This is a genomic window from Streptomyces sp. AgN23, from assembly GCF_001598115.1.
Taxonomy (GTDB): Bacteria; Actinomycetota; Actinomycetes; order Streptomycetales; family Streptomycetaceae; genus Streptomyces; species Streptomyces antimycoticus.
This window is the reverse complement of sequence record NZ_CP007153.1, coordinates 4,787,188-4,807,732: the sequence shown is the minus strand read 5'-3', so window position 1 is coordinate 4,807,732 and position 20,545 is coordinate 4,787,188. Positions and strand designations below refer to the sequence as shown.

General features: G+C 71.4%; 19 protein-coding genes. 17 read left to right on the top strand and 2 right to left on the bottom strand.

The genetic code is table 11. From position 1 onward, the window contains the following. The first annotated feature begins 50 nt into the window (after nucleotides 1-50). The 14 genes from AS97_RS20665 to AS97_RS20605 all read left to right on the top strand — a co-directional run bounded on the left by AS97_RS20665 (nucleotide 51) and on the right by AS97_RS20605 (nucleotide 15,777). Nucleotides 51-932 carry a bifunctional methylenetetrahydrofolate dehydrogenase/methenyltetrahydrofolate cyclohydrolase gene (locus AS97_RS20665; RefSeq protein ID WP_059143567.1) on the top strand — a complete coding sequence of 294 codons (882 nt, stop codon included), beginning with the start codon at nucleotides 51-53 and terminating at the stop codon, nucleotides 930-932. After that, nucleotides 922-1,392 carry a DUF3017 domain-containing protein gene (locus AS97_RS20660; RefSeq protein ID WP_079059310.1) on the top strand — a complete coding sequence of 157 codons (471 nt, stop codon included), beginning with the start codon at nucleotides 922-924 and terminating at the stop codon, nucleotides 1,390-1,392. The genes AS97_RS20665 and AS97_RS20660 overlap by 11 nt, the downstream gene beginning before the upstream one ends. A gap of 199 nt (nucleotides 1,393-1,591) precedes the next feature. Continuing rightward, nucleotides 1,592-2,194, top strand: a complete 603-nt coding sequence (locus tag AS97_RS47495; RefSeq protein WP_247204443.1) for a hypothetical protein — start codon at nucleotides 1,592-1,594, stop codon at nucleotides 2,192-2,194. A gap of 41 nt (nucleotides 2,195-2,235) precedes the next feature. Further along, complete coding sequence (locus AS97_RS47490) at nucleotides 2,236-2,595, top strand: DUF2690 domain-containing protein (RefSeq protein WP_247204442.1); 360 nt, start codon at nucleotides 2,236-2,238, stop codon at nucleotides 2,593-2,595. A gap of 232 nt (nucleotides 2,596-2,827) precedes the next feature. After that, the gene (locus AS97_RS20650) at nucleotides 2,828-3,817 is read left to right on the top strand and encodes a malate dehydrogenase (RefSeq protein WP_059143564.1); all 990 of its coding nucleotides are present in this window, start codon (nucleotides 2,828-2,830) and stop codon (nucleotides 3,815-3,817) included. 308 nt (nucleotides 3,818-4,125) lie between these two features. Then, nucleotides 4,126-5,796 (top strand): hypothetical protein, encoded by a 1,671-nt coding sequence (locus tag AS97_RS20645; RefSeq protein WP_247204441.1) that lies wholly within the window; start codon nucleotides 4,126-4,128, stop codon nucleotides 5,794-5,796. Beyond that, nucleotides 5,783-6,247 (top strand): hypothetical protein, encoded by a 465-nt coding sequence (locus tag AS97_RS20640; protein WP_210565419.1) that lies wholly within the window; start codon nucleotides 5,783-5,785, stop codon nucleotides 6,245-6,247. Before AS97_RS20645 ends, AS97_RS20640 begins: the two co-directional genes overlap by 14 nt. A gap of 1 nt (nucleotide 6,248) precedes the next feature. Then, nucleotides 6,249-7,043: a hypothetical protein gene (locus AS97_RS20635; RefSeq protein ID WP_247204440.1), complete on the top strand. Its 795-nt coding sequence runs from the start codon at nucleotides 6,249-6,251 to the stop codon at nucleotides 7,041-7,043. Between the two features lie 214 nt (nucleotides 7,044-7,257). Next, complete coding sequence (locus AS97_RS20630) at nucleotides 7,258-8,097, top strand: serine/arginine repetitive matrix protein 2 (RefSeq protein ID WP_247204439.1); 840 nt, start codon at nucleotides 7,258-7,260, stop codon at nucleotides 8,095-8,097. A 237-nt stretch (nucleotides 8,098-8,334) separates the two neighbouring features. Next, the gene (locus AS97_RS20625) at nucleotides 8,335-9,837 is read left to right on the top strand and encodes an aldehyde dehydrogenase family protein (RefSeq protein WP_059143560.1); all 1,503 of its coding nucleotides are present in this window, start codon (nucleotides 8,335-8,337) and stop codon (nucleotides 9,835-9,837) included. A 206-nt stretch (nucleotides 9,838-10,043) separates the two neighbouring features. Beyond that, the gene (locus AS97_RS20620; RefSeq protein ID WP_210565418.1) at nucleotides 10,044-11,630 is read left to right on the top strand and encodes a GMC oxidoreductase; all 1,587 of its coding nucleotides are present in this window, start codon (nucleotides 10,044-10,046) and stop codon (nucleotides 11,628-11,630) included. Then, nucleotides 11,630-12,730, top strand: coding sequence for a glycine betaine/L-proline ABC transporter ATP-binding protein (locus tag AS97_RS20615; protein ID WP_059143558.1), 1,101 nt, complete (start codon nucleotides 11,630-11,632; stop codon nucleotides 12,728-12,730). The genes AS97_RS20620 and AS97_RS20615 overlap by 1 nt, the downstream gene beginning before the upstream one ends. A gap of 46 nt (nucleotides 12,731-12,776) precedes the next feature. Then, nucleotides 12,777-14,798 (top strand): ABC transporter permease subunit, encoded by a 2,022-nt coding sequence (locus tag AS97_RS20610; RefSeq protein WP_197049057.1) that lies wholly within the window; start codon nucleotides 12,777-12,779, stop codon nucleotides 14,796-14,798. Nucleotide 14,799: 1 nt separating this feature from the next. After that, nucleotides 14,800-15,777, top strand: a complete 978-nt coding sequence (locus tag AS97_RS20605; protein WP_059143557.1) for an ABC transporter substrate-binding protein — start codon at nucleotides 14,800-14,802, stop codon at nucleotides 15,775-15,777. Nucleotides 15,778-15,882: 105 nt separating this feature from the next. Here the strand turns inward: AS97_RS20605 and AS97_RS20600 are convergent, their stop codons facing one another. Next, nucleotides 15,883-16,650, bottom strand: coding sequence for an isocitrate lyase/phosphoenolpyruvate mutase family protein (locus AS97_RS20600; protein WP_210565417.1), 768 nt, complete (start codon nucleotides 16,648-16,650; stop codon nucleotides 15,883-15,885). A gap of 12 nt (nucleotides 16,651-16,662) precedes the next feature. After that, a complete protein-coding gene (locus tag AS97_RS20595) occupies nucleotides 16,663-17,145 on the bottom strand; it encodes a carboxymuconolactone decarboxylase family protein (protein ID WP_059143555.1) in 483 nt (160 codons plus the stop codon). Between the two features lie 46 nt (nucleotides 17,146-17,191). Here AS97_RS20595 and AS97_RS20590 point away from each other — a divergent pair, with 46 nt between their 5' ends. The 3 genes from AS97_RS20590 (at nucleotide 17,192) to AS97_RS20580 (ending at nucleotide 20,465) form a co-directional block, all read left to right on the top strand. Further along, nucleotides 17,192-18,736: a PLP-dependent aminotransferase family protein gene (locus AS97_RS20590; RefSeq protein ID WP_210565416.1), complete on the top strand. Its 1,545-nt coding sequence runs from the start codon at nucleotides 17,192-17,194 to the stop codon at nucleotides 18,734-18,736. Between the two features lie 178 nt (nucleotides 18,737-18,914). Then, the gene (locus AS97_RS20585) at nucleotides 18,915-19,262 is read left to right on the top strand and encodes a hypothetical protein (RefSeq protein ID WP_210565415.1); all 348 of its coding nucleotides are present in this window, start codon (nucleotides 18,915-18,917) and stop codon (nucleotides 19,260-19,262) included. Nucleotides 19,263-19,277: 15 nt separating this feature from the next. Then, a complete protein-coding gene (locus tag AS97_RS20580; RefSeq protein ID WP_059143553.1) occupies nucleotides 19,278-20,465 on the top strand; it encodes a glutathionylspermidine synthase family protein in 1,188 nt (395 codons plus the stop codon). Nucleotides 20,466-20,545 lie beyond the last annotated feature (80 nt).

The following is a 20,545-nucleotide window of genomic DNA, read 5'->3' as shown; positions in this document are numbered from 1 at the left end:
GACCGGCCCCTGATTGGATCCGACGTCCCCGCATCCGGGAGGATGAAGCCATGACCGCCCAGATTCTCGATGGCAAGGCAACCGCAGCCGCGATCAAGTCCGATCTCGTCAGCCGCGTGGAGGCGCTCAAGGCCAAGGGCATCCATCCCGGCCTCGGCACGGTGCTGGTGGGCGAGGACCCCGGCAGCAAGTGGTACGTCGCGGGCAAGCACCGCGACTGCGCCGAGATCGGCGTCGACTCCCTCCGGCGCGACCTGCCCGAGACCGCCACCCAGGAGGAGATCGAGGCGGCGGTGCGGGAGCTCAACGAGGACCCGGCCTGCACGGGCTACATCGTTCAGCTGCCGCTTCCCAAGGGCATCGACACCAACCGGGTGCTGGAGCTGATCGACCCGGCCAAGGACGCCGACGGACTGCACCCGATGAACCTCGGCCGGCTGGTGCTGGGCGAGAGCGGCCCGCTGCCGTGCACGCCCCAGGGCGTCATCCAGCTGCTGCGCCACCACGGTGTGGAGATCAACGGCGCGCATGTGGTGGTCGTCGGCCGGGGCATCACCGTCGGCCGGTCGATCGGGCTGCTGCTGACCCGCCGCTCCGAGAACGCCACGGTCACCCTCTGCCACACCGGCACCCGCGACCTGCCCGGGATCCTGCGCCAGGCCGACATCATCGTGGCGGCCGCCGGGGTACGGCATCTGATCGGGCCGGATGACGTGAAGCCGGGCGCCGCGGTGCTCGACGTGGGCGTCAGCCGGGACGAGCACGGCAAGATCGCCGGCGATGTGCACCCCGATGTGGCCGAGGTCGCGGGCTGGATCTCGCCGAACCCGGGCGGCGTCGGCCCGATGACCCGCGCCCAGCTGCTGGTCAACGTGGTGGAGGCCGCGGAGCGGAACGCGAAGGCGGACGCCGGTGCCGGCCATGACGGCTGAGGCGAGCGAGCCGGCGGCCGGGGAGCAGCGGCAGACGCCGCCGGCGCAGCCTTCTGGCCCCGCCCGGCTCATCCGTAAGTCGCGCCGCTTCCCGCTGATCACCCGGGACACCGCGCGTCCGGAGGGCGGCGGCCGGGCCGCGCCCGGTGCCGCTCCGGCGCCCGCCCGGCAGTGGCCGCTGCTCGCGGTGATGGGCGGTGTGGGCCTGGGGCTGCTGATCGTCGCCCTGGACGCGTTCCGGGCCGGCACGGTGGTGATCGGGCTGTCCCTGCTGGCGGGCGCCTTCATACGGTGGGCGCTGCCCGAGGTGGGGATGCTCGCGGTGCGGTCGCGCTTCACCGACATGCTGACCTACGGGCTGCTGGGCGCGGCGATCGTGCTGCTGTCCCTGATGGCCCAGCCGGATCCATGGGTGTCGATCCCGTTCCTGGATGACGTCGTGCATTTCACGGTGCGCTAGCCGATGGCGTGAAACGGCGGCCCGTCCTCTCCCCCGTGGAAGGACGGGCCGCCGTCGTTGTGGCCGGATCCGAACGGTCCGGCGGCGGTCCGCCCTCTCCCCCGAAGAAGGACGGACCGCCTGCTAACCAGGGTTGTGTGTGGGCTGTGCCGGATCAAGGAACGTCGGGACCCTGTGGCGCGGAAGTGACCGTTCCAGCATGAGGTCTCGGACATGCAACGACGAGCCGGGCGCGGTGGAGTACACACCGATGCACGAAATGCTCCGATGCGCCCCCACCCGAGGAGCCGATGTCCATCGCCTCAGCACGCTGTGGGAGTTGGCGGAGCGGGCCTGGAGCCGCTCCGAGATGCGGCACGACGTCACGATGGAGGCCATCAGCGTCGCGCGGGCGCGGGCCGCCACCGAGCAGTTCGACCCGGCGGCGCGGGGGATGGGCGCCCGGAAGAACGGCCGTCCCTCGAAGAAGAGTCGGCCGAGCGTCGAACTACCCGTACCGGATCAGCCGTTGGTCGCGATGGCCCCGGTGTTCTCGGCTCCCGCGACGTCGGCCGAGCGGGCACCGGGCTCCTCCAGGACGCCGGCGCCCGCCCTGTCCCCTCCGCCGCCGCCATCGCCGTCCCCCTCGCCTTCCGGGACGGCACGGAAGCGTGTCGCGCTGTTCGCCGGCGGCCTCGTCGGCGCGCTCTTACTCGTCGCCGGCGCCGTCCTGCTGATCGATGCGGGCGGCGACGGCGAGAAGCGCGGGGAGAGGCCGACCACGCACCGGCCACCAGCGCGCGTCAGCTGTCGGCGGGCGTGAAGTGCGCAGGGGAGGACTGCGCCGGTCAGGATCCGCAGGCCATGGGGTGCGGCACCGCCGCGACGACCACCGCGGACGTCACTGTCGGCACCGGGTATGTCGAGGTCCGCCACAGCAAGACCTGCCGGGTGGCCTGGGCCCGTATCACCCGGGCGGCCCCGGGCGATGTGCTCCAGATCAAGGCGCCGGGTGCGAGGGGCGGTGCGGCCCGAGCGCAGAACAGCGGGGCCGGTGCCGACGGCGACGCCTACACCAAGATGATCTCGGTGGACGCCACCGCACGGACCACCGCGTGCGCCACTCTCGCGGGCGGTACGCGCGGCCGCACGGCCCCCGGCGCCCAGGGGGTGAACGCGGGCGGGGGAAGTCCGTCCGGGGGAATTCGGAAACAGGGGGAATGAGCCGGGGGAATCGGGGCAGGCGGTGTCCGAGCCCCCCACGGGTGCGGCACTGGGCGGCCGCCTGCACTCCCCCTCCTGGCAGGCGGCCGCCAAAGCGCGCGAGGGTCTGAACGCGCGGTGAGCGGTTACACAGTGGCCCGAGAGAACCTGGGCCAGGTGCCGTCGGATAGCCTGACGCAGGTATCTCGACACCAAGAGATCTTGGACTGACAACACAGCGCAGGAGACCGCCATGACCCGCACTCCCGTCACCGTCACCGTCACCGGCGCGGCCGGCCAGATCGGCTACGCGCTGCTCTTCCGCATCGCCTCCGGTCAGCTCCTCGGCGCGGACGTGCCGGTCAAGCTGCGTCTCCTGGAGATCCCGCAGGGGTTGAAGGCCGCCGAGGGCACCGCGATGGAGCTCGACGACTGCGCCTTCCCGCTCCTCCAGGGCATCGACATCTCCGACGACCCGAACGTGGGCTTCGACGGTGCCAACGTCGCCCTGCTCGTCGGCGCCCGCCCGCGCACCAAGGGCATGGAGCGCGGGGATTTGCTGGAGGCCAACGGCGGCATCTTCAAGCCGCAGGGCAAGGCCATCAACGACCACGCCGCGGACGACATCAAGGTCCTGGTCGTGGGCAACCCGGCCAACACCAACGCGCTCATCGCGCAGGCCGCCGCGCCGGACGTACCGGCCGAGCGCTTCACCGCGATGACCCGGCTGGACCACAACCGCGCCCTGTCGCAGCTCTCGAAGAAGACCGGCGTCCCGGTCGGCGAGATCAAGAAGCTGACGATCTGGGGCAACCACTCCGCCACCCAGTACCCGGACGTCTTCCACGCCGAGGTCGCGGGCAAGAACGCCGCCGAGGTCGTCAACGACGAGCAGTGGCTGGCCGACACCTTCATCCCGACCGTCGCCAAGCGCGGTGCCGCGATCATCGAGGCGCGCGGCGCCTCCTCGGCCGCCTCCGCCGCCAACGCCGCCATCGACCACGTCCACACCTGGGTCAACGGCACCGACGCCGACAACTGGACCTCCGCCGGTGTGGTCTCCGACGGCTCGTACGGGGTGCCGGAGGGCCTGATCTCCTCGTTCCCGGTCACCGCGGCGAACGGCAAGTTCGAGATCGTCCAGGGCCTGGACGTCAACGAGTTCTCGCGGACCCGCATCGACGCGTCGGTGAAGGAGCTCGAGGAGGAGCGCGAGGCCGTGCGGGGTCTCGGCCTGATCTGACGCGCCCACCGAGGCCGTTTCCGAAGGGTCACACTCCGGTTTTCACTCCGGAGTGTGACCCTTCGGCTATTCACTGTAATTGCGGGCCATCTTCCCCTAGCGTGGAGGTAGTTGCTACGGCCTCGGGGGGAAACATGGCCAACAGGCGCGATGATCATTCTTTGGGCGATCACTCCGCTCATCTGCCGCGGCCGCGGCCGGACTCTTCACCGGTCGTCCCCTCTCCTCCTTCTCCTCCCTCCCCTCCTCCCTCTCCTCCTCCTGCCGCCGACGATGCGTCCCCCTGTGCCACCAGCGAGGCGACCCGGTTGCTGTGCGCGGGCGCCTATCTGGACGACGACTTCCGGGACGCGGTCCTGGACGAGCTGTATGTCCACGAGGAGCGGGCCGTGGCACCCTCGCTGGGCATCGACGCGGCCCGGGTGCTCGCGCACGCGCTGCGCGCCCGTCGTCTGGAGGCATGCTGGACCGCGCTGCTGGTGTCCTTATGGGTGCTGGACTTTCTGCTGGCGCAGGGCTTCTTCTATCTGTTCCTGCTGTCCTGCGCGCTGCTTCTGCTGGCGGCCTGGGCCAGGGGCGGCGCCATGGGCCCCTTCCGCGCCGACTATCCCGGGGCCGACGGGGTCACCGTCACCCGGCGGCGGGCGGCCGCGGTGCTGCGGGTGCTCGGCTGTCTGATCCTGCTGTCCTATGCGGTCTCCGCCGTGACCCAGGCGTTCACGGGCGAGCCGGGTACGAGCGGGCTGCAGGACTTCGCACCGGCCCTGGCGGCCGGGTCGGACACCAGCGCCGCCTGGTTCGCGCTGGTGATCCCGGCCGTGATGGCCACCGCGGTCGCCCTGCACCGTGAGCATGTGGCCCGGGTGCTGGCCACCGACCTGGAGCCGGAGACCTTCGCCGACCTCGCCGCGGACCCGGCGGAGCGGTTCGAGGGCGGGCGCTTCCAGCGGGTGCGGGCCCTGATCCGCCGCGAGCAGCACTCACCGGTGATCCTCTATCATGACCGGCACCCCTTCCTCGGCGCGGGCATCGCCCATGACACCTGGACCCTCGCCGTCGAGCTGCGGCCGCGCGAGGGCGGCGATCCGGTGCCGCTGGACAACCGCGTAATCCTGGAGCGAATCCGCCCGCTGGTCGAGAAGTTGCGCACCTCAACGACCCAGGGCGCCGCCTCCGTCCAGGGCACAGCCCCCGTCCAGGGCGCTGTCCGGCCCGCCGCCGCGAGCCGCGACCGGTTGCGCGGTCTGGAGCTTGACGAATGCGTCTTCCTCAAGGTCACCGGATTGCGGAGCCGCTCCTTCGTGCCGTACGGCGAGGCGGACTTCGCGCGGGAGCGGGCGGAGGCCGTCGAGGAGGGCGGAGAGATCCGGCGGCACTTTCTGCGCATCCGCGTCGGCGCATGGCGGGAAGAAGTGGTCACCACCGTCTTCGTGCGGGTGCATACGCAGGGCGGCATGCTGATGCTGGAGTTCGCGCCGCATGTGCTGCGCCCGATCCGCCCGGACTTCCGGGCCGTCGACCGGCTCTCCGACTCGCATCGCCGCGGTGGACTGCCGGGCAAGGCGGTCTGGGCGCTCGGGCGGACACCCACGGCGGCGGGCCGGGCGGTCATCCACGCCTTCCGCTCGGCCGCCTTCGTCTGGCGGATGTACGCGGGGGGTTATGAGGCGGCCATCCCCGACGGGCCCTGGATCTCGGTGCGGGAGCTGGGCAGTGACGCCGGCGCATCGCTCTTCCAGGAGATGGATGTCAGCCGCTATCTGAAGAGCGTCGAGGACCGGGTGGCCAATGGCGTGCGAAGGGCGCTCGACGAAGCCGGCTGGGAGACCGGCGAGTTCGAGCAGAAGGTCATCAATGTGAGCGGCGGCGGGGTCTTCATCGAGTCCGCGGCGAACAGCGCCTTCGGCTTCGGTGACCACAACACGATCAGCAACACCACCGGAACCAATGGAGCGGGAGGCGGGCATGGCGATGGCTGATACGGAGGACGGCAGCGGCGTGAGCGGCGGCGGTGCGGACCACACGGCGGGCGCGAGCGGTGGCGGCGCGGGCCCGGCGGGCGGCGGCGGGCGCTCCTTCGGGGACATCAGGTTCGGCAAGGTGAGCGGCAGTGCCATCGGCATCGGCGACCACAACCACATGGTGAACGGGCGGCAGGGGGACGTCCCCTGCGATCCCGCCTATCAGGAGCTGCTGGAGGCCGTTCGGCAGCTCGCCGAGGATCTGCGGCGGGTGGTCCCGAGCCCGGAGGTCGGCGCGCTCTCCGATGAACTGGACCAGACCCAGGACGAGATCCAGCGCACCGGCCGGGCCGGGGCCGGCCGACTGGCCAGGATCCGGGTGATGTTGCAGGACGCGAGTGCCGGCGTCGGCATGCTCGCCTCCGGCGTCGCCGTCGGACAGGCGGTCGGCGCGCTCCTGGGCGGCTGAGATGAGCACACCGGGCGGTGAGGGGGGCCGTCGATGGGACGAGGAGGCCCAGTGCTGGGTGGGGGAGGGCGCGGAGCCGCCCGCCCCGGGCCGACGTCCACCCAATCCGCATCTGGGCACGGTGCTGCTGGCGGTGCTCGCCGTGGTCCTGGTCGGCGGGATCGGCGTGGGCGCCTGGAAGTTGGTGTCGGGCGGCGGGGACGACAAGCCCCGGGCGGACGGCGGTTCGCCGTCGGCCTCGTCCTGGTCACCGTCGGCCGAGCAGCCCACGACGGTGCCGTCGGGGCCGTTCTCGGAGACGACCTCGGCGCCGCCGTCGGTGTCCGTGGACAGCACACAGGCGCCGCCGACGGGCTATGTGCGCACCACCGACGCGGAGGGGTTCCGGCTGGATGTGCCCAGGGGCTGGCAGCGGGTCAAGCGCGATACCGGGGTGTTCTACGAGTCGTCCGACGCGAGCAGTCTGATCCAGGTCTTCGCGCTGACCGAGCCCGGCGTCACCCCGTACGAGGCGCTGCGCCAGGCGGAGGCGGGGCTCAAGAAGAACGCCGGCTACCAGCGGTACGAGCTGAAGCGGCTCGGCCCCGGCGACGACGCGGACGCGGAGCTGGAGTACGGCTACCGCAGCGCCAAGTACGGCCCGCGCCGCATACTCGACCGCGCCTTCACCGGCCCGGACCAGGTGCAGTACGCGGTGCTGGTCGCCGGCCCGGCCGACGACTGGCCGCGGCAGCGGGAGCGGCAGCGCATCGTGCTGGCGTCCTTCTGCCCCACCGCCTACTGCCCGGCCACCTGACCGAGGGCAGGCGAGGGCGGGCACATTCGGCGGTAGGCAGCACCGGGCCCAGATCGGCGGTAGCCGGCGCCAGGCACAGGGCGGCACACCTCAGGCGACATATCCGTATCGGTGGGGTGGCCGAGGGTGGGGAGGCCCTCGAACCGGGTACACCGATCTCGGCTGGCGCGGCTTGTCGGCTTATGGGGGCAGAGTTCCACTATCGGGGGGATAGATGAGCATGCATGACGGGGGAGTGCCCGGAGCGCCGGGAGCGCCGGGAGCGCCGGGAGCGCCTGGGCAGGACGCCCGGCGGACACTGCGGGCGGTGGCGGTGGCGATCTTCCTGGCCGTGGGGATCGCGTTTTCGGGCTGGGTGGCCTTCGGCGGCGACGGCACTTCCCGCCATCAGGCGGGCCCGCTGCCCTGGGACCAAGAGAGCCCCACGGCCACGCCGAGCGCGGAGGTCTCCCAGCCGAGCGATCTCTATCCCTCGCCCGGCCCCGAAACCGGTGGGCCCACCGCTCTCCCGAGCGATCTCCCCACGGACCTGCCGACCGGGGCGTCCCCGTCCGCGACGCCCTTCGGCACCCCGTCCTCCCCCTCCCTGACCGGCGCCGCCCCGCCCGCGGGCTACAGCACCCAGGCCGACCCCGCCGGATACCACCTCGCGGTCCCGGACGGCTGGGAGCGGACGACCGAGGGCCCCAGCGTCTACTACACCTCGCCCGACGACAGCACCGTGATCCAGGTCTTCGAGCTGCACGGACCCGAGTCGACGCCGTACGAGTCCGCGCAGGAGGCCGAGCGGATCGCCTCCACCCACCGCGACTACGAGCAGATCGCCCTCACCCGGCTGGGTTCGGACGCCCTGGGCCCGGCACAGCTGGAGTACACGTACCAGTCCAAGAGCGACGGCCACCGCCGGATACTCGACCGCCGCTTCGCCGCCCCCGACGGCACGATGTACGCGGTGCTGGTGATCAGCCCCTCCGGGGACCGGGCGGAAGCGCGGGAGGTCCACCAGGCGGCGGTGGACACCTTCTGCCCGACCGCCTACTGCACGGCTTCCTGACACGGGCTTCCTGACACGGGCTGCCTACCGCATCGCTTTCTGACACCGATTGACTAGGTGCATAGCTCTTGACAGATCGGCCGATTATGGCCCGGGAGGCCGTCTCCGCCTTCGGATCACGTGAGCCGGCCCACTTTCTCTTGCGAATCGCGCATAGGTTCCCGCCTTCCGGTTAGGGGTCCATGTTGCTGGCTTGGACCAGTGGTAAAGCACGCAGAACCGGAAGGCAGAATTCACGTGACGGCAGTCGAGACCATTCATGTGGACGGGACGTGGCAGGCAGCCGCGTCCGGGGCGCAGCGGGAGGTTCTCGACCCCGCGGACGCCAAGACCCTCGCCGTCGTCGCGGAGGGTGGTGTCGAGGACACCGACGCGGCGGTCGCGGCCGCGCGTCGCGCCTTCGACCAGGGCCCCTGGCCCGGGACGCCGGTGGCCGAGCGGGCGGCGCTGCTGCGCCGCGTCGCCGAGCTGCTGCAGCGCGACCGTGAGACGATCGCGCTCATCGAGAGCCGTGACACCGGCAAGACCCTGGAGGAGGGGCGGGTCGACGTCGATGACGTGACCAATGCCTTCCGCTACTTCGCCGACCTGGCCGCGGGCGAGTCGGCCGGGCGGGTCATCGACGCGGGGACCCCCGATGTGCACAGCGTCGTGGTCCATGAGCCGGTCGGCGTCTGCGCGATGATCACCCCCTGGAACTATCCGCTGCTCCAGGCGAGCTGGAAGATCGCCCCGGCGCTGGCCGCCGGGAACACCTTTGTGATCAAGCCCAGCGAGGTGACCCCGCTGTCCACCGTCCATCTGGTGCGGCTGCTGGCCGAGGCCGGGCTGCCGGCCGGGGTGGCCAACCTGGTCACCGGCACGGGCGACCCCGTCGGCGCCCGGCTGTCCGAGCACCCCGATGTGGACCTGGTCTCCTTCACCGGCGGGCTGATCAGCGGCACCAAGGTCGCGCAGGCCGCCGCGCCGACGGTCAAGAAGGTCGCGCTGGAGCTCGGCGGCAAGAACCCCAATGTGGTCTTCGCCGATGCCTGCGCCACTGCCGAGGGCTTCGACACCGCCGTCGACCAGGCCCTGAACGCCGCCTTCATCCACAGCGGCCAGGTCTGCTCCGCCGGTGCCCGGCTGATCATCGAGGAGTCGGTGCGCGAGCGGTTCGTGGCCGAGCTGGCCCGCCGCGCGGAGAAGATCAAGCTGGGCCGTGGCACCGAGGACGGTGTCGAATGCGGTCCGCTGGTCTCGGCCCAGCAGCTGGACAAGACCGAGGCGTATGTGGCGTCCGCCCTGGAGGAGGGCGCCCTGCTGCGGTGCGGTGGCAAGCAGCCGGAGCCCAACGAGGTCCGCCCGGCCACCGGCTACTTCTACCTCCCGACCGTGCTCGACCAGTGTCACCGCGAGATGCGGGTGGTGCGGGAGGAAACCTTTGGGCCGATTCTGACGGTCGAGTCCTTCCAAACCGAGGACGAGGCCGTCACACTCGCCAATGACACGGAGTACGGACTGGCCGGCGCCGTCTGGTCCGCCGACACCGCGCGGGCGCGCCGCGTCGCCGCCCGGCTGCGGCACGGCACCGTGTGGATCAACGACTACCACCCCTACCTTCCGCAGGCCGAATGGGGCGGTTTCGGCAAGTCCGGGGTCGGGCGCGAGCTCGGTCCCGCGGGCCTTGACGAATACCGCGAGACCAAGCACGTCTACGAGAACCTGCGACCGAGCCCGGTGCGCTGGTTCGCCGGCTGACGCCCCGCCGCCGGGCCCGCCCGGGGCTCGGCCGGGCCCGGACTCGTCCCCCGGGGCCCGGGCCCGGCCGCACCCGGTCACGGCGACCGGCGGGGATCGGCCCGTGGCCACCGAGGCTCCCAGCAACACCCCCACCCCCAGGGGCGGCAGTCCCCGTCCCGCACCGGCGCGAGCCGTTTGGGTAAGACCGCGAGGAGTAACCCCACATGTCCGTACCTGTCGCATACGACTATGTCGTCATCGGCGGCGGCACCGCAGGATCGGTGATCGCTTCCCGGCTCACCGAGGACCCGGACATCCGTGTCGCCGTCATCGAGGGCGGACCGTCCGATGTCGACCGGCCCGATGTGCTGACCCTGCGCCGCTGGCTCGGCCTGCTCGGCGGGGACTTGGACTACGACTACCCCACCACCGAGCAGCCACGCGGAAACTCGCATATCCGGCACAGCCGGGCGCGAGTGCTCGGGGGGTGCTCCTCGCACAACACCCTGATCTCCTTCAAGCCGCTGCCGGGTGACTGGGACGAGTGGGCCGAGGCCGGCGCCGAGGGCTGGGACGCGCAGTCCATGGACCCGTACTTCCAGCGGTTGCGCAACAACATCGTCCCGGTGGGCGAGAAGGACCGGAACGCGATTGCGCGGGACTTCGTCGACGCCGCCCAGGCCGCCGCCGGGGTGCCGCGGGTCGAGGGGTTCAACAAGAAGCCGTTCCATGAGGGCGTCGGCTTCTTCGACCTCGCGTACCACCCGGAGAACAACAAGCGCTCCTCGGCGTCCGTCGCCTATCTGCACCCGTTCCTGGACCGGCCCAACCTCCATCTGATGCTGGAGACCTGGGCGTACAAGCTGGAACTGGACGACACCGGCCGGATCACCGGCGTGCATGTGCGCACCAAGGACGGTGAGGAGATCGTCGTCCGGGCCGAGACCGAGGTCCTGCTCTGCGCGGGCGCCGTGGACACCCCGCGGCTGCTGCTGCACTCCGGTATCGGCCCCAAGTCCGATCTGGAGGCGCTGGGCATTCCGGTCGTGCACGATCTGCCGGGCGTCGGCGAGAATCTGCTCGACCACCCCGAGTCGGTCATCGTGTGGGAGACGGACGGCCCGATCCCGGACAACTCCGCGATGGACTCCGACGCGGGCCTGTTCATCCGGCGGGACCCCGAATCCCGGGGCCCGGACCTGATGTTCCACTTCTACCAGATCCCGTTCACCGACAATCCGGAGCGGCTGGGCTACGAAAAGCCCGAGCACGGCGTGTCGATGACCCCCAACATCCCCAAGCCGCGCAGCCGCGGCCGGCTCTACCTCACCAGCGCCGATCCGTCCGTCAAGCCCGCCCTCGACTTCCGGTACTTCACGGACGAGGACGACTACGACGGCCGCACGCTGGTCGACGGCATCCGGGTCGCGCGTGAGATCGCCAAGACCGAACCGCTGGCGAGCTGGCTCAAGCGCGAGGTGTGCCCGGGCCCGGAGATCACCTCGGACGAGGAGATCAGCGAGTACGCCCGCAAGGTCGCGCACACCGTGTACCACCCGGCGGGCACCTGTCGTATGGGTGCCCCGTCGGACCAACTCGCCGTGGTCGGCCCGGATCTGCGGATCCGGGGTCTGAACGGCGTCCGTATCGCCGACGCGTCCGTCTTCCCGACGATGCCGGCCGTGAACCCGATGATCGGAGTCCTGATGGTGGGCGAGAAGTGCGCTGAGCTGTTGTTCGAGGATCGCGACCGGGAACGGCACAGGCCCGAGGACCGGGCTGCCACGCTCGCGCCGGGAGGTGAGGCGTGATGGCCACGACCCTGGTCCCCGAGACGCCCGACACTCCCAAGATCCCCGAGAGCGGCGAGCGCGCCCCGGTGTTCTCGGTCCGCGACCTGTGGAAGGTCTTCGGTCCCAAGGCCGAGCGCATCCCCGGTTCCGCCGAGGCGGAGCTGCCCGCCGGCGAGCTGCGTGCCCGCACCGGCTGCACCGCTGCCGTCCGCGAGGTCTCCTTCGACGTCCAGCCCGGTGAAGTCTTCGTGGTCATGGGGCTGTCCGGCTCCGGCAAGTCCACCCTCGTCCGCTGCCTCACCCGGCTGATCGAGCCCACCTCCGGGACCCTGAAGATCGACGGTGAGGACGTCCTGGCCATGGACAAGGCCCGGCTGCGCGATCTGCGCCGGCACCGCGCCGCCATGGTCTTCCAGCACTTCGGACTGCTGCCGCACCGCTCCGTCATCGACAACGTCGCCTACGGCCTGGAGATCCAGGGCATGGGCAAGGCCGAGCGCCGCGCCAAGGCCGCCGAGGTGGTGGAGAAGGTCGGTCTCACCGGCCTTGAGCGTCGCCGCCCCGGACAGCTCTCCGGCGGTCAGCAGCAGCGCGTGGGCCTGGCCCGGGCGCTCGCCGTCGACCCCGAAGTGCTGCTCTTCGACGAGCCGTTCAGCGCGCTCGACCCGCTGATCCGCCGCGATATGCAGGAGGAGGTCATCCGCCTGCACCATGACGAGGGCCGGACGATGGTCTTCATCACCCACGACCTCAGCGAGGCGCTGCGGCTCGGCGACCGCATCATGCTGATGCGCGACGGCGGGATCGTGCAGCTCGGCACCCCGGAGGAGATCGTCGGCTCCCCGGCGGACGACTACGTACGGGACTTCGTCCGCGATGTTCCGCGGGAGCAGGTGCTGACCGTGCGCCGCGCCATGCGCCCCGCGACGTCGGATGAGCAGGACGGCGGGCCCGCGCTGGCGCCTGGCACCACGGTCGCCGACGCGATCGAGGCCGTGGCCCGCACCGGTGGCCCCGCGCGCGTCGTGGACGACGGCCGCTGCCTGGGCGTCGTCGACCACGCCTGTCTGCTGAGCGTCGTCGCGGGCCTGGACAACAAGGAGGTGGCCGCGGCGTGACCACCGCCTCGACCCTCTCTCCGCCGGGCGGCACCGGGGGGCGCGTATGAGTGCCACGGCCACCCGCCCTTCCGCCGACCCCGCCACCGATCCGGTCGCCACCGGGACGGCGGCGGCCGAACCGCGCCCGTCCCTGCTGAGCTCCGCCGTCCGCAGCCCCGCCGCGCGCAAGCTGGCGGCGCTCGTGGTGATCGCCGCCGTGCTCGTTCCGCTCGCGCACGCCAAGTGGGCGAGCGGCAGCTGGCCGCATGCGCTGACCGTCGACGTGTCCGGGCCGCTCGGCGATGCCAGCGACTGGATCCTCGACAACCGGGACAGTCACTGGATCTTTCTCTACTTCTTCGGCCACGTCAGCAACGTCATCATCATTGGTGTCCGCGCCGTCTATGTGGCCCTGCTCGCCCTCGGCTGGGCCGGTGTCACCGCCGGGCTGACCCTGATCGCCTGGCGGGTCGCCGGGGTGCGGATCGCGGTCACGACCCTGGTGTCCTTCGCCATCTGCGGACTGCTGGGCATGTGGGTGCCGACGATGCAGACGCTCGCGCTGATGGTCATCGCCGTCACCGCGTCCGTCGTCGTCGGCGGACTGCTGGGCCTGGCCGGCGGCCTCTCGGAATGGGCGTTCCGGGTGCTCCGGCCGGTGCTCGACACCATGCAGGTGCTGCCCGCGTTCGCGTATCTGCTCCCCGTCGTGATGATCTTCGGCAACGGCGTGCCCGGCGCGGTACTGGCCACCGTGATCTACGCGGCTCCGCCCATGGCCCGGCTCACCGCCCTCGGCCTGCGCGGCGCGGACGCCGGGGTGCTGGAAGCGGTGACCTCGCTCGGCGCGACCTGGCGGCAGCGGCTGCTGTCCGCCCGGCTGCCGCTGGCCCGCAAGGAGCTGCTGCTGGGCATCAACCAGACGATCATGATGGCGCTGTCCATGGCCGTCATCGCCTCCGTGATCGGCGGCGGCGGTCTCGGTGACCGCGTCTACCAGGCGCTGTCCAGCGTCGACGTCGGCAAGGCGCTCGCCGCCGGCCTCCCGATCGTGCTCCTCGCCGTCGTGATGGACCGCACCATCGGGTCGGCGGGCGAGCGGCTCGGCACGCCCCCGGCCGAGGGCGGGCACCGGCTGCTGCGCGGCTGGCCCGCGTGGGCGGGGGCCGCGGTGGTCACCGCGGTCATCACCGTCGTCGGACGGCTGACCGGCTCCCAGACCTGGCCCACCGGCTGGACCGTCGCCATCGAGGAGCCCGTCAACCAGTTCAAGGAGTGGATGGTCGACCACCTCTACACCGGAGTGCCGGTCGTCGGCGGCACCGCCGACTGGGCCGCGAACTACGTCAAGTGGATCCTCGACCCGCTGCGCGAGGGGCTGCAGGGCCTCCCGTGGTACGCGGTGCTGCTGATCGTCGCGGCCCTGGCCTGGCTGATCGGCACCTGGGCCACCGCGCTGACCGCCACCGCCGCCATGGCCGCGATCGGTGTGCTCGGGGTGTGGGAGCCGTCCATGGACACCCTCTCCCAGGTGCTGGCCGCCGTCTTCGTCACGCTGGTCCTCGGTTTCGCGATCGGCATCTGGGCCGCGCGCAGCACCCGGCTGGAACGGATGATGCGACCGGTGCTGGACATGTTCCAGACCATGCCGCAGTTCGTGTACCTGATCCCCGTGGTCGCGCTGTTCGGCGTCGGCCGCGCCCCCGCGGCGGCCGCGGCCATCGTCTACGCGCTGCCCGCCGTCATCCGCATCACCACCCAGGGGATCCGGAACGTCGACCCGGCCGCGCTGGAGTCGGCGCGTTCGCTCGGCGCCACCCAGGGACAGCAGTTGCGCCAGGTCCAGCTCCCGCTGGCCCGCCCGGCGCTGCTGCTCGCCGTCAACCAGGGCGTGGTGCTGGTGCTGGCCGTGGTCGTCATCGGCGGTCTGGTCGGCTCGGGCGCGCTCGGCTACGACGTGCTGTTCGGCCTGGCGCAGGGCGATCTGGCGACCGGTCTGGTGGCGGGCACGGCGATCGTCTGCCTGGGGCTGATGCTCGACCGCGTCACCCAGCCGACCTCGCGCCGCGACAGGAAGGGGGCTTGAGATGGCTCGCACCCGTATCCAGCTGCTGACGGCCGCCGCCGGGATCGCCGCCGTGTTCACCGCGACTGGCTGCGGCGCGGCGGACATGACCAAGCAGTCCTCGCCGTACGCCAATGTGGGCGGGGCGAAGAGCGTCACGCTCTCGGTCCAGTCGTGGGTCGGCGCCCAGTCCAATGTCGCGGTCGCCCAGTATCTGCTGGAGCATGAGCTGGGCTACCGCGTCGACACCGTCCAGGTGGACGAGATTCCGGCGTGGGACGCGCTCAGCCAGGGCCGGGTGGACGCGATCCTGGAGGACTGGGGCCACCCGGAGCAGGAACAGCGCTACGTCAAGGACAAGAAGCTGATCGTGCCGGGCGGCGGGCTCGGCGTCACCGGCCATATCGGCTGGTGGGTGCCGAAGTACTTCGCCGACAAACATCCGGACGTGCTGAACTGGAAGAACCTCAACAAGTACGCCAAGACCTTCAAGACCGCGGAGAGCGGTGGCAAGGGCCAGCTGCTGGACGGTTCCCCGTCGTATGTCACCAATGACAAGGCGCTAGTGAAGAACCTGAAGCTGAACTACCAGATCGTCTTCTCGGGTTCGGAGGCGGCGCAGATCACCCAGATCAAGCAGTTCGCCAAGGGCAAGAAGCCGTTCCTGACGTACTGGTACGAGCCCCAGTGGCTGTTCAACCAGGTGCCGATGGTCGAGGTCGAGCTGCCCAAGTACACCGACAAGTGCGCGAACGAGGGCACCAAGGACCCCGCGTCCGTCGACTGCGCCTACCCGACCACACCGCTGCAGAAGTACCTCAACGCGGACTTCGCGAAGCAGGGCGGGAAGGCGTCGGCGTTCCTGAAGAAGTTCCACTGGACCAAGCAGAATCAGAACGAGGTGTCCGAGCTGATCGCCTCGAAGGGGATGTCGGCCCAGGACGCCGCGAAGAAGTGGGTCGAGGCGCATCCGGACGTCTGGAAGAAGTGGATGCCGTAAGGGCGGCGCTCCAGCCGTGGACACACGCGGTGGGCCCCGCTTCGTCCTCATGCACGCATGCACGGGACGAAGCGGGGTCCAGCCGTTTTACGGGACGGGTCCGTTTTACGGAGCGGGGTCCAGCCTTTTGACGAGGTTCCCCGCCTCGGCCATGGTCTGGCGGAGCAGCCGGGGGCCGAAGGTGATCCGGGCGGCGCCCAGCCGGCCCAGCTCACGCGGGGACGGGCCCTCCGGGTCGAACGCCGCCGCGTTGAGCGGGACGTCGATGGCGGCCGCCAGGCGGGGCAGCAGCTCAGGGGGTGCGAAGATCGGGTACACGCAGTCCGCGCCCGCCTCCGCATAGAGCCGTCCGCGCTCGATCGCGGCCGCGACCGCGGTCTCGGGGCCGAGGTCCGGACCGCCGCGGACGAAGGTGTCGACACGGGCGTTGATCACCAGATCCTCGCCCGCCTCGGCCCGCACCGCCGCCAGCCGGTCCGCCTGGCGCGCGGGCTCGATCAGCCCGCCTGTCGCGTGGTCGGAGTCCTCCAGGTTGCAGCCCACCGCGCCGGTCTCCAGCAGCCGCTCGACCAGCTCCTTGGGGGCGAGGCCGTAGCCGCTTTCGACGTCCGCCGAGACGGGGACGTCCACCGCCCGGATGATCCGCGTGATCGCGGCGAACATCTCCTCCGGCGGGGTGTGGCCGTCCCGGTGGCCGAGGGAGGCCGCGATCCCCGCGCTCGGCGTGGCGAGCGCGGGGAATCCCGCGTCGGCGAAGACCCGGGCCGAGGCGGCGTCCCACGGCCCGGGGAGCACCAGCGGATCACCGGGCTCCCGGCCGTGGTGCAGCGCGCGGAGCGTCCGGGCCCCGGCCGTGGTCGCGGGTGCCGTCATGGCGGACCCGCCTCAGTGGCCGGCGGGCTTGTAGGCGCCGGGGGTCATGCGGGTGGTCACACCGATGCGGTTCCAGGCGTTGATGGTGAAGATCAGGGCGATCACCTGCGCCAGCTCCTGCTCCTCGAAGTGCTTGGCGGCGCGCTCGTAGACCTCGTCGGGGACGAAGCCGTCGGTCAGGACGGTTACGGCCTCGGTCAGGGCGAGGGCGGCCTGCTCCTTCTCGGTGTAGAGGTCGCCGGCCTCCTCCCAGGCGTTGAGGAGGTAGAGGCGCTCCTCGGACTCGCCCGCCACGCGGGCGTCCTTGGTGTGCATGTCGATGCAGAAGGCGCAGTGGTTGAGCTGCGAGGCACGCGTCTTGACCAGCTCGGCCAGCGCCGGGTCCACGCCCTTCCGGGCGGCCTTGTCCAGGCTGACCATTGCCTTGTAGACCTCGGGGGCCGCCTTGGCGAACTCCATCCGGGGGCCGTGCGCATGAGAAGTTCCGGTCGTCATGCCTCCACGCTAGAGGCGCGGCGGCCCAGGAGTATGGTCCATTTACATGGCAGATTCATGGGCCACTCGAAGAGGCGATTCCGGACAGCGGGCGGGCGATCCCGGACAGCGGGCGGGCGATTCCGGGCAGCGAACGGACGGCTCCGGACAGCGAACGGACGGTCGCGGCGGGCTGGGCACGGATCTGCATCTGGATCTGCCGCCGGGTGGCGGGAGCGGGGTGCGGGTCGGGCTCATCCGCGCACTGCGCGACGCCGTCCGCAGCGGGCGGCTCGCCCCGGGCACCCGGCTGCCTTCCTCCCGCTCCCTCGCCACCGACCTCGGCATCGCCCGGAACACCGTCGCCGACGCCTACGGGGAACTGGTCGCCGAGGGCTGGCTGACCGCCCGGCAGGGCTCGGGCACCCGGGTCGCCGAGCGCGTCGTGCCGCCCGAGCCCGCCCCGCCGCGCACACTCCCGGCCACCGCGGCCGCCACCCGGCCCACCTACGATCTGCGGCCCGGCGAACCCGATGTCTCGGCCTTCCCCAGGACCGCCTGGCTCTCCGCGGCCCGACGCGCCCTGATCGCCGCGCCGAACGATGCCTTCGGCTACGGCCACCCCGCCGGGCGGCCCGAGCTGCGGCGGGTCCTGGCCGACTATCTGGCGCGTGCCCGCGGGGTGCGGGCCGCGCCCGAACGGATCGTGGTCTGCGCGGGGTTCGTCCAGGGACTGGCCCTGCTCAGCAAGGTGCGGGAGAAGGCCGGACACCGTGAGGTGGCCGTGGAGTCCTACGGGCTCGACGCCCACTGGAACGTGATGCGCGGGGCCGGGCTGCGCACCGTACCGCTGCCGGTCGATCCGCAGGGGGCGAGGACGGCGGAGCTGGACCGGTCGGCCGGGCTGCGGAACGTCCTGCTCACCCCGGCGCATCAGTTCCCCATCGGCGTTCCGCTGGACCCCGACCGGCGCGCCGCCGTGGTCGACTGGGCCTCGCGGGTGGGCGGACTGGTGCTGGAGGACGACTACGACGGGGAGTTCCGCTACGACCGTCAGCCGGTCGGGGCACTGCAGGGGCTCGACCCCGAGCATGTGGTCTATCTGGGCACCGCGAGCAAGAGCCTGGCGCCCGCGCTGCGGCTGGCATGGATGGTGGTACCGGACCATCTGATGGACGACCTCCTGGCGCTCAAGAGAACGGGGGAGTGGGAGTCGGGCAGGCTGGACCAGCTGACGCTCGCGGAGTTCATCGACTCCGGGGCGTACGACCGTCATGTGCGCGGTATGCGGATGCGCTACCGGCGCCGCCGAGACCAGTTGGTGGCGGCGCTCGCCGAACGCGCCCCGCGGGTGCGGGTCACGGGCATCGCGGCCGGGCTGCACGCGGTGCTCCAACTGCCGCCGGGCACCGAGCAGTCCGTGGTGCGGGGCGCGGCCTGGCAGGGCCTGGCGCTGGATGGGCTGTCCCGTTACCGCTACCGCGACGAACAGGGGCAGAAGCAGCGACAGGAGCCGGGCGGTCACCCCGATGCGCTGGTGTTCGCCTATGGCACCGCACCCGACCACGCCTTCGCGGGCGCCCTGGAGGCGCTGTGCCGGGTGCTGCCCTGAAGCCTTGCGTTTCGGCGGGCTGAAGGCACACGTGAGGCCGCACGTTTCGGTCGAGCCCCGCCGTCCCTATGCGCGGTGGTTCCCCCTAGGGTGGGCGGTTGCGGCCTCGGGGAGACCGGGGAGACGACGCCCTCGGGAGGGACGACGGCCTCGGGGGAGAGGAACGGGGGACACGGGGATGGAACGGAAGACGCGGCGACTGCGGTCGAGCACGGTGATCCTGGGCGGTATGGGCGCGCTGGCGGCGGCGCTCACCTCCTGTGGTTCGGAACCGGACAAGCGCTGTGTGGACCGGAACAGCTATGACGCGGTGAACGGATACCGGGTCGTCGACTCCAGCGACTGCAAGGGCTCTTCGTCCACCACGGGCGGCAAGGGCAAGAAGAACCGGGACACGAAGCGCGCCGACGGCCAGTGGTACTACGACTCCGAGGTCAGCGGCCGCTGGGCGGACTACGGCACCTTCGACAAGAGCAAGGCGGCCGACCGGGGCGGCTTCGGCTGCTCGGGCTCCAGCGGCGGCTGAGCGGGCCGCCCCACGATGAAGCGCCACACCATCGACCCCCGCCCCGACTGGCAGTCCACGGTGGAGGAGCAGGGGGTCATCTATCCGCTGACCCGCTATCCGGACGGCTCGCTGCGCCCCTACTGGGACGAGAGCGCCTACTACGCCTTCTCGCTGCCCGAGGTCGAGGCGCTGGAGGAGGTCGTCGAGGAGCTGCACCGGATGTCGCTGGCCGCGGCCGCCCATATCGTCGAGACCGGCCGCTTCGCCGACCTCGGCATCGACGATCCGCGGCTGGCCGGGCTGATCGCCGAGTCCTGGCACCGCCGGGCCGAACAGCCCAGCGTCTACGGCCGGTTCGATCTGCGCTACGACGGCGCTTCGGGCCCGGCGAAGCTGCTGGAGTACAACGCCGATACGCCCACCTCGCTGGTGGAGGCGGCGAGCGCCCAGTGGTTCTGGATGGAGGACCGCTTTCCGGGCGCCGACCAGTGGAACTCCCTCCATGAACGGCTGGTCGACGCCTGGCGCACCCAGGCCGCGCTGCTGCCGCCGGGGACGCCCCTGTACTTCGCCCATTCGGCCGGGGACGAGCTGGGCGAGGACCTCATGACGGTGGCCTACCTCCGTGAGACGGCCGACCAGGCCGGGCTGAGCACCGAGGCGATCTCCATGGAGGACATCGGCTGGGAACGGCTGTCGGGCCGCTTCGTCGACAAGCGGTTCCGCTTCATCCGAAGCTGCTTCAAGCTCTATCCCTGGGAGTGGCTGGCCACCGACCGGTTCGGCCCGCAGGTGCTGGACACCCTCGACAACGGGGGCGGCACCGGATCCACGCTGTGGATCGAACCGGCCTGGAAGATGCTGCTGTCCAACAAGGCGCTGCTTGCCGTGTTGTGGGAGATCTTCCCGGACCACCCCAATCTGCTGCCCGCCTACCTCGACGGCCCCCGGGAACTGGCCCGCACCAACGGCTATGTGGCCAAGCCGCTGCTCGGCCGTGAGGGGGCCGGGGTCACCGTGCACCCGCCGGGCGAGGAGCCCGTCCTGCGCGATGAGCCGTGCTGCTACCAGGAACTGGCGCCGCTGCCCGACTTCGACGGCAACCGGGTGGTGCTCGGCACCTGGGTCGTCGAGGGCGAGGCGGCGGGACTCGGCATCCGCGAGTCGGCGGGGCTGGTGACGGATGAGTACGCGCGCTTCATCCCCCACGTGATCCTCTGAACCACACGGGGCCTCCGACCCACGCGGGGCCTCCGAGCCGTACGGGGCCTCTGACCAGCGCAGGTCCACCGAGGAGCCGT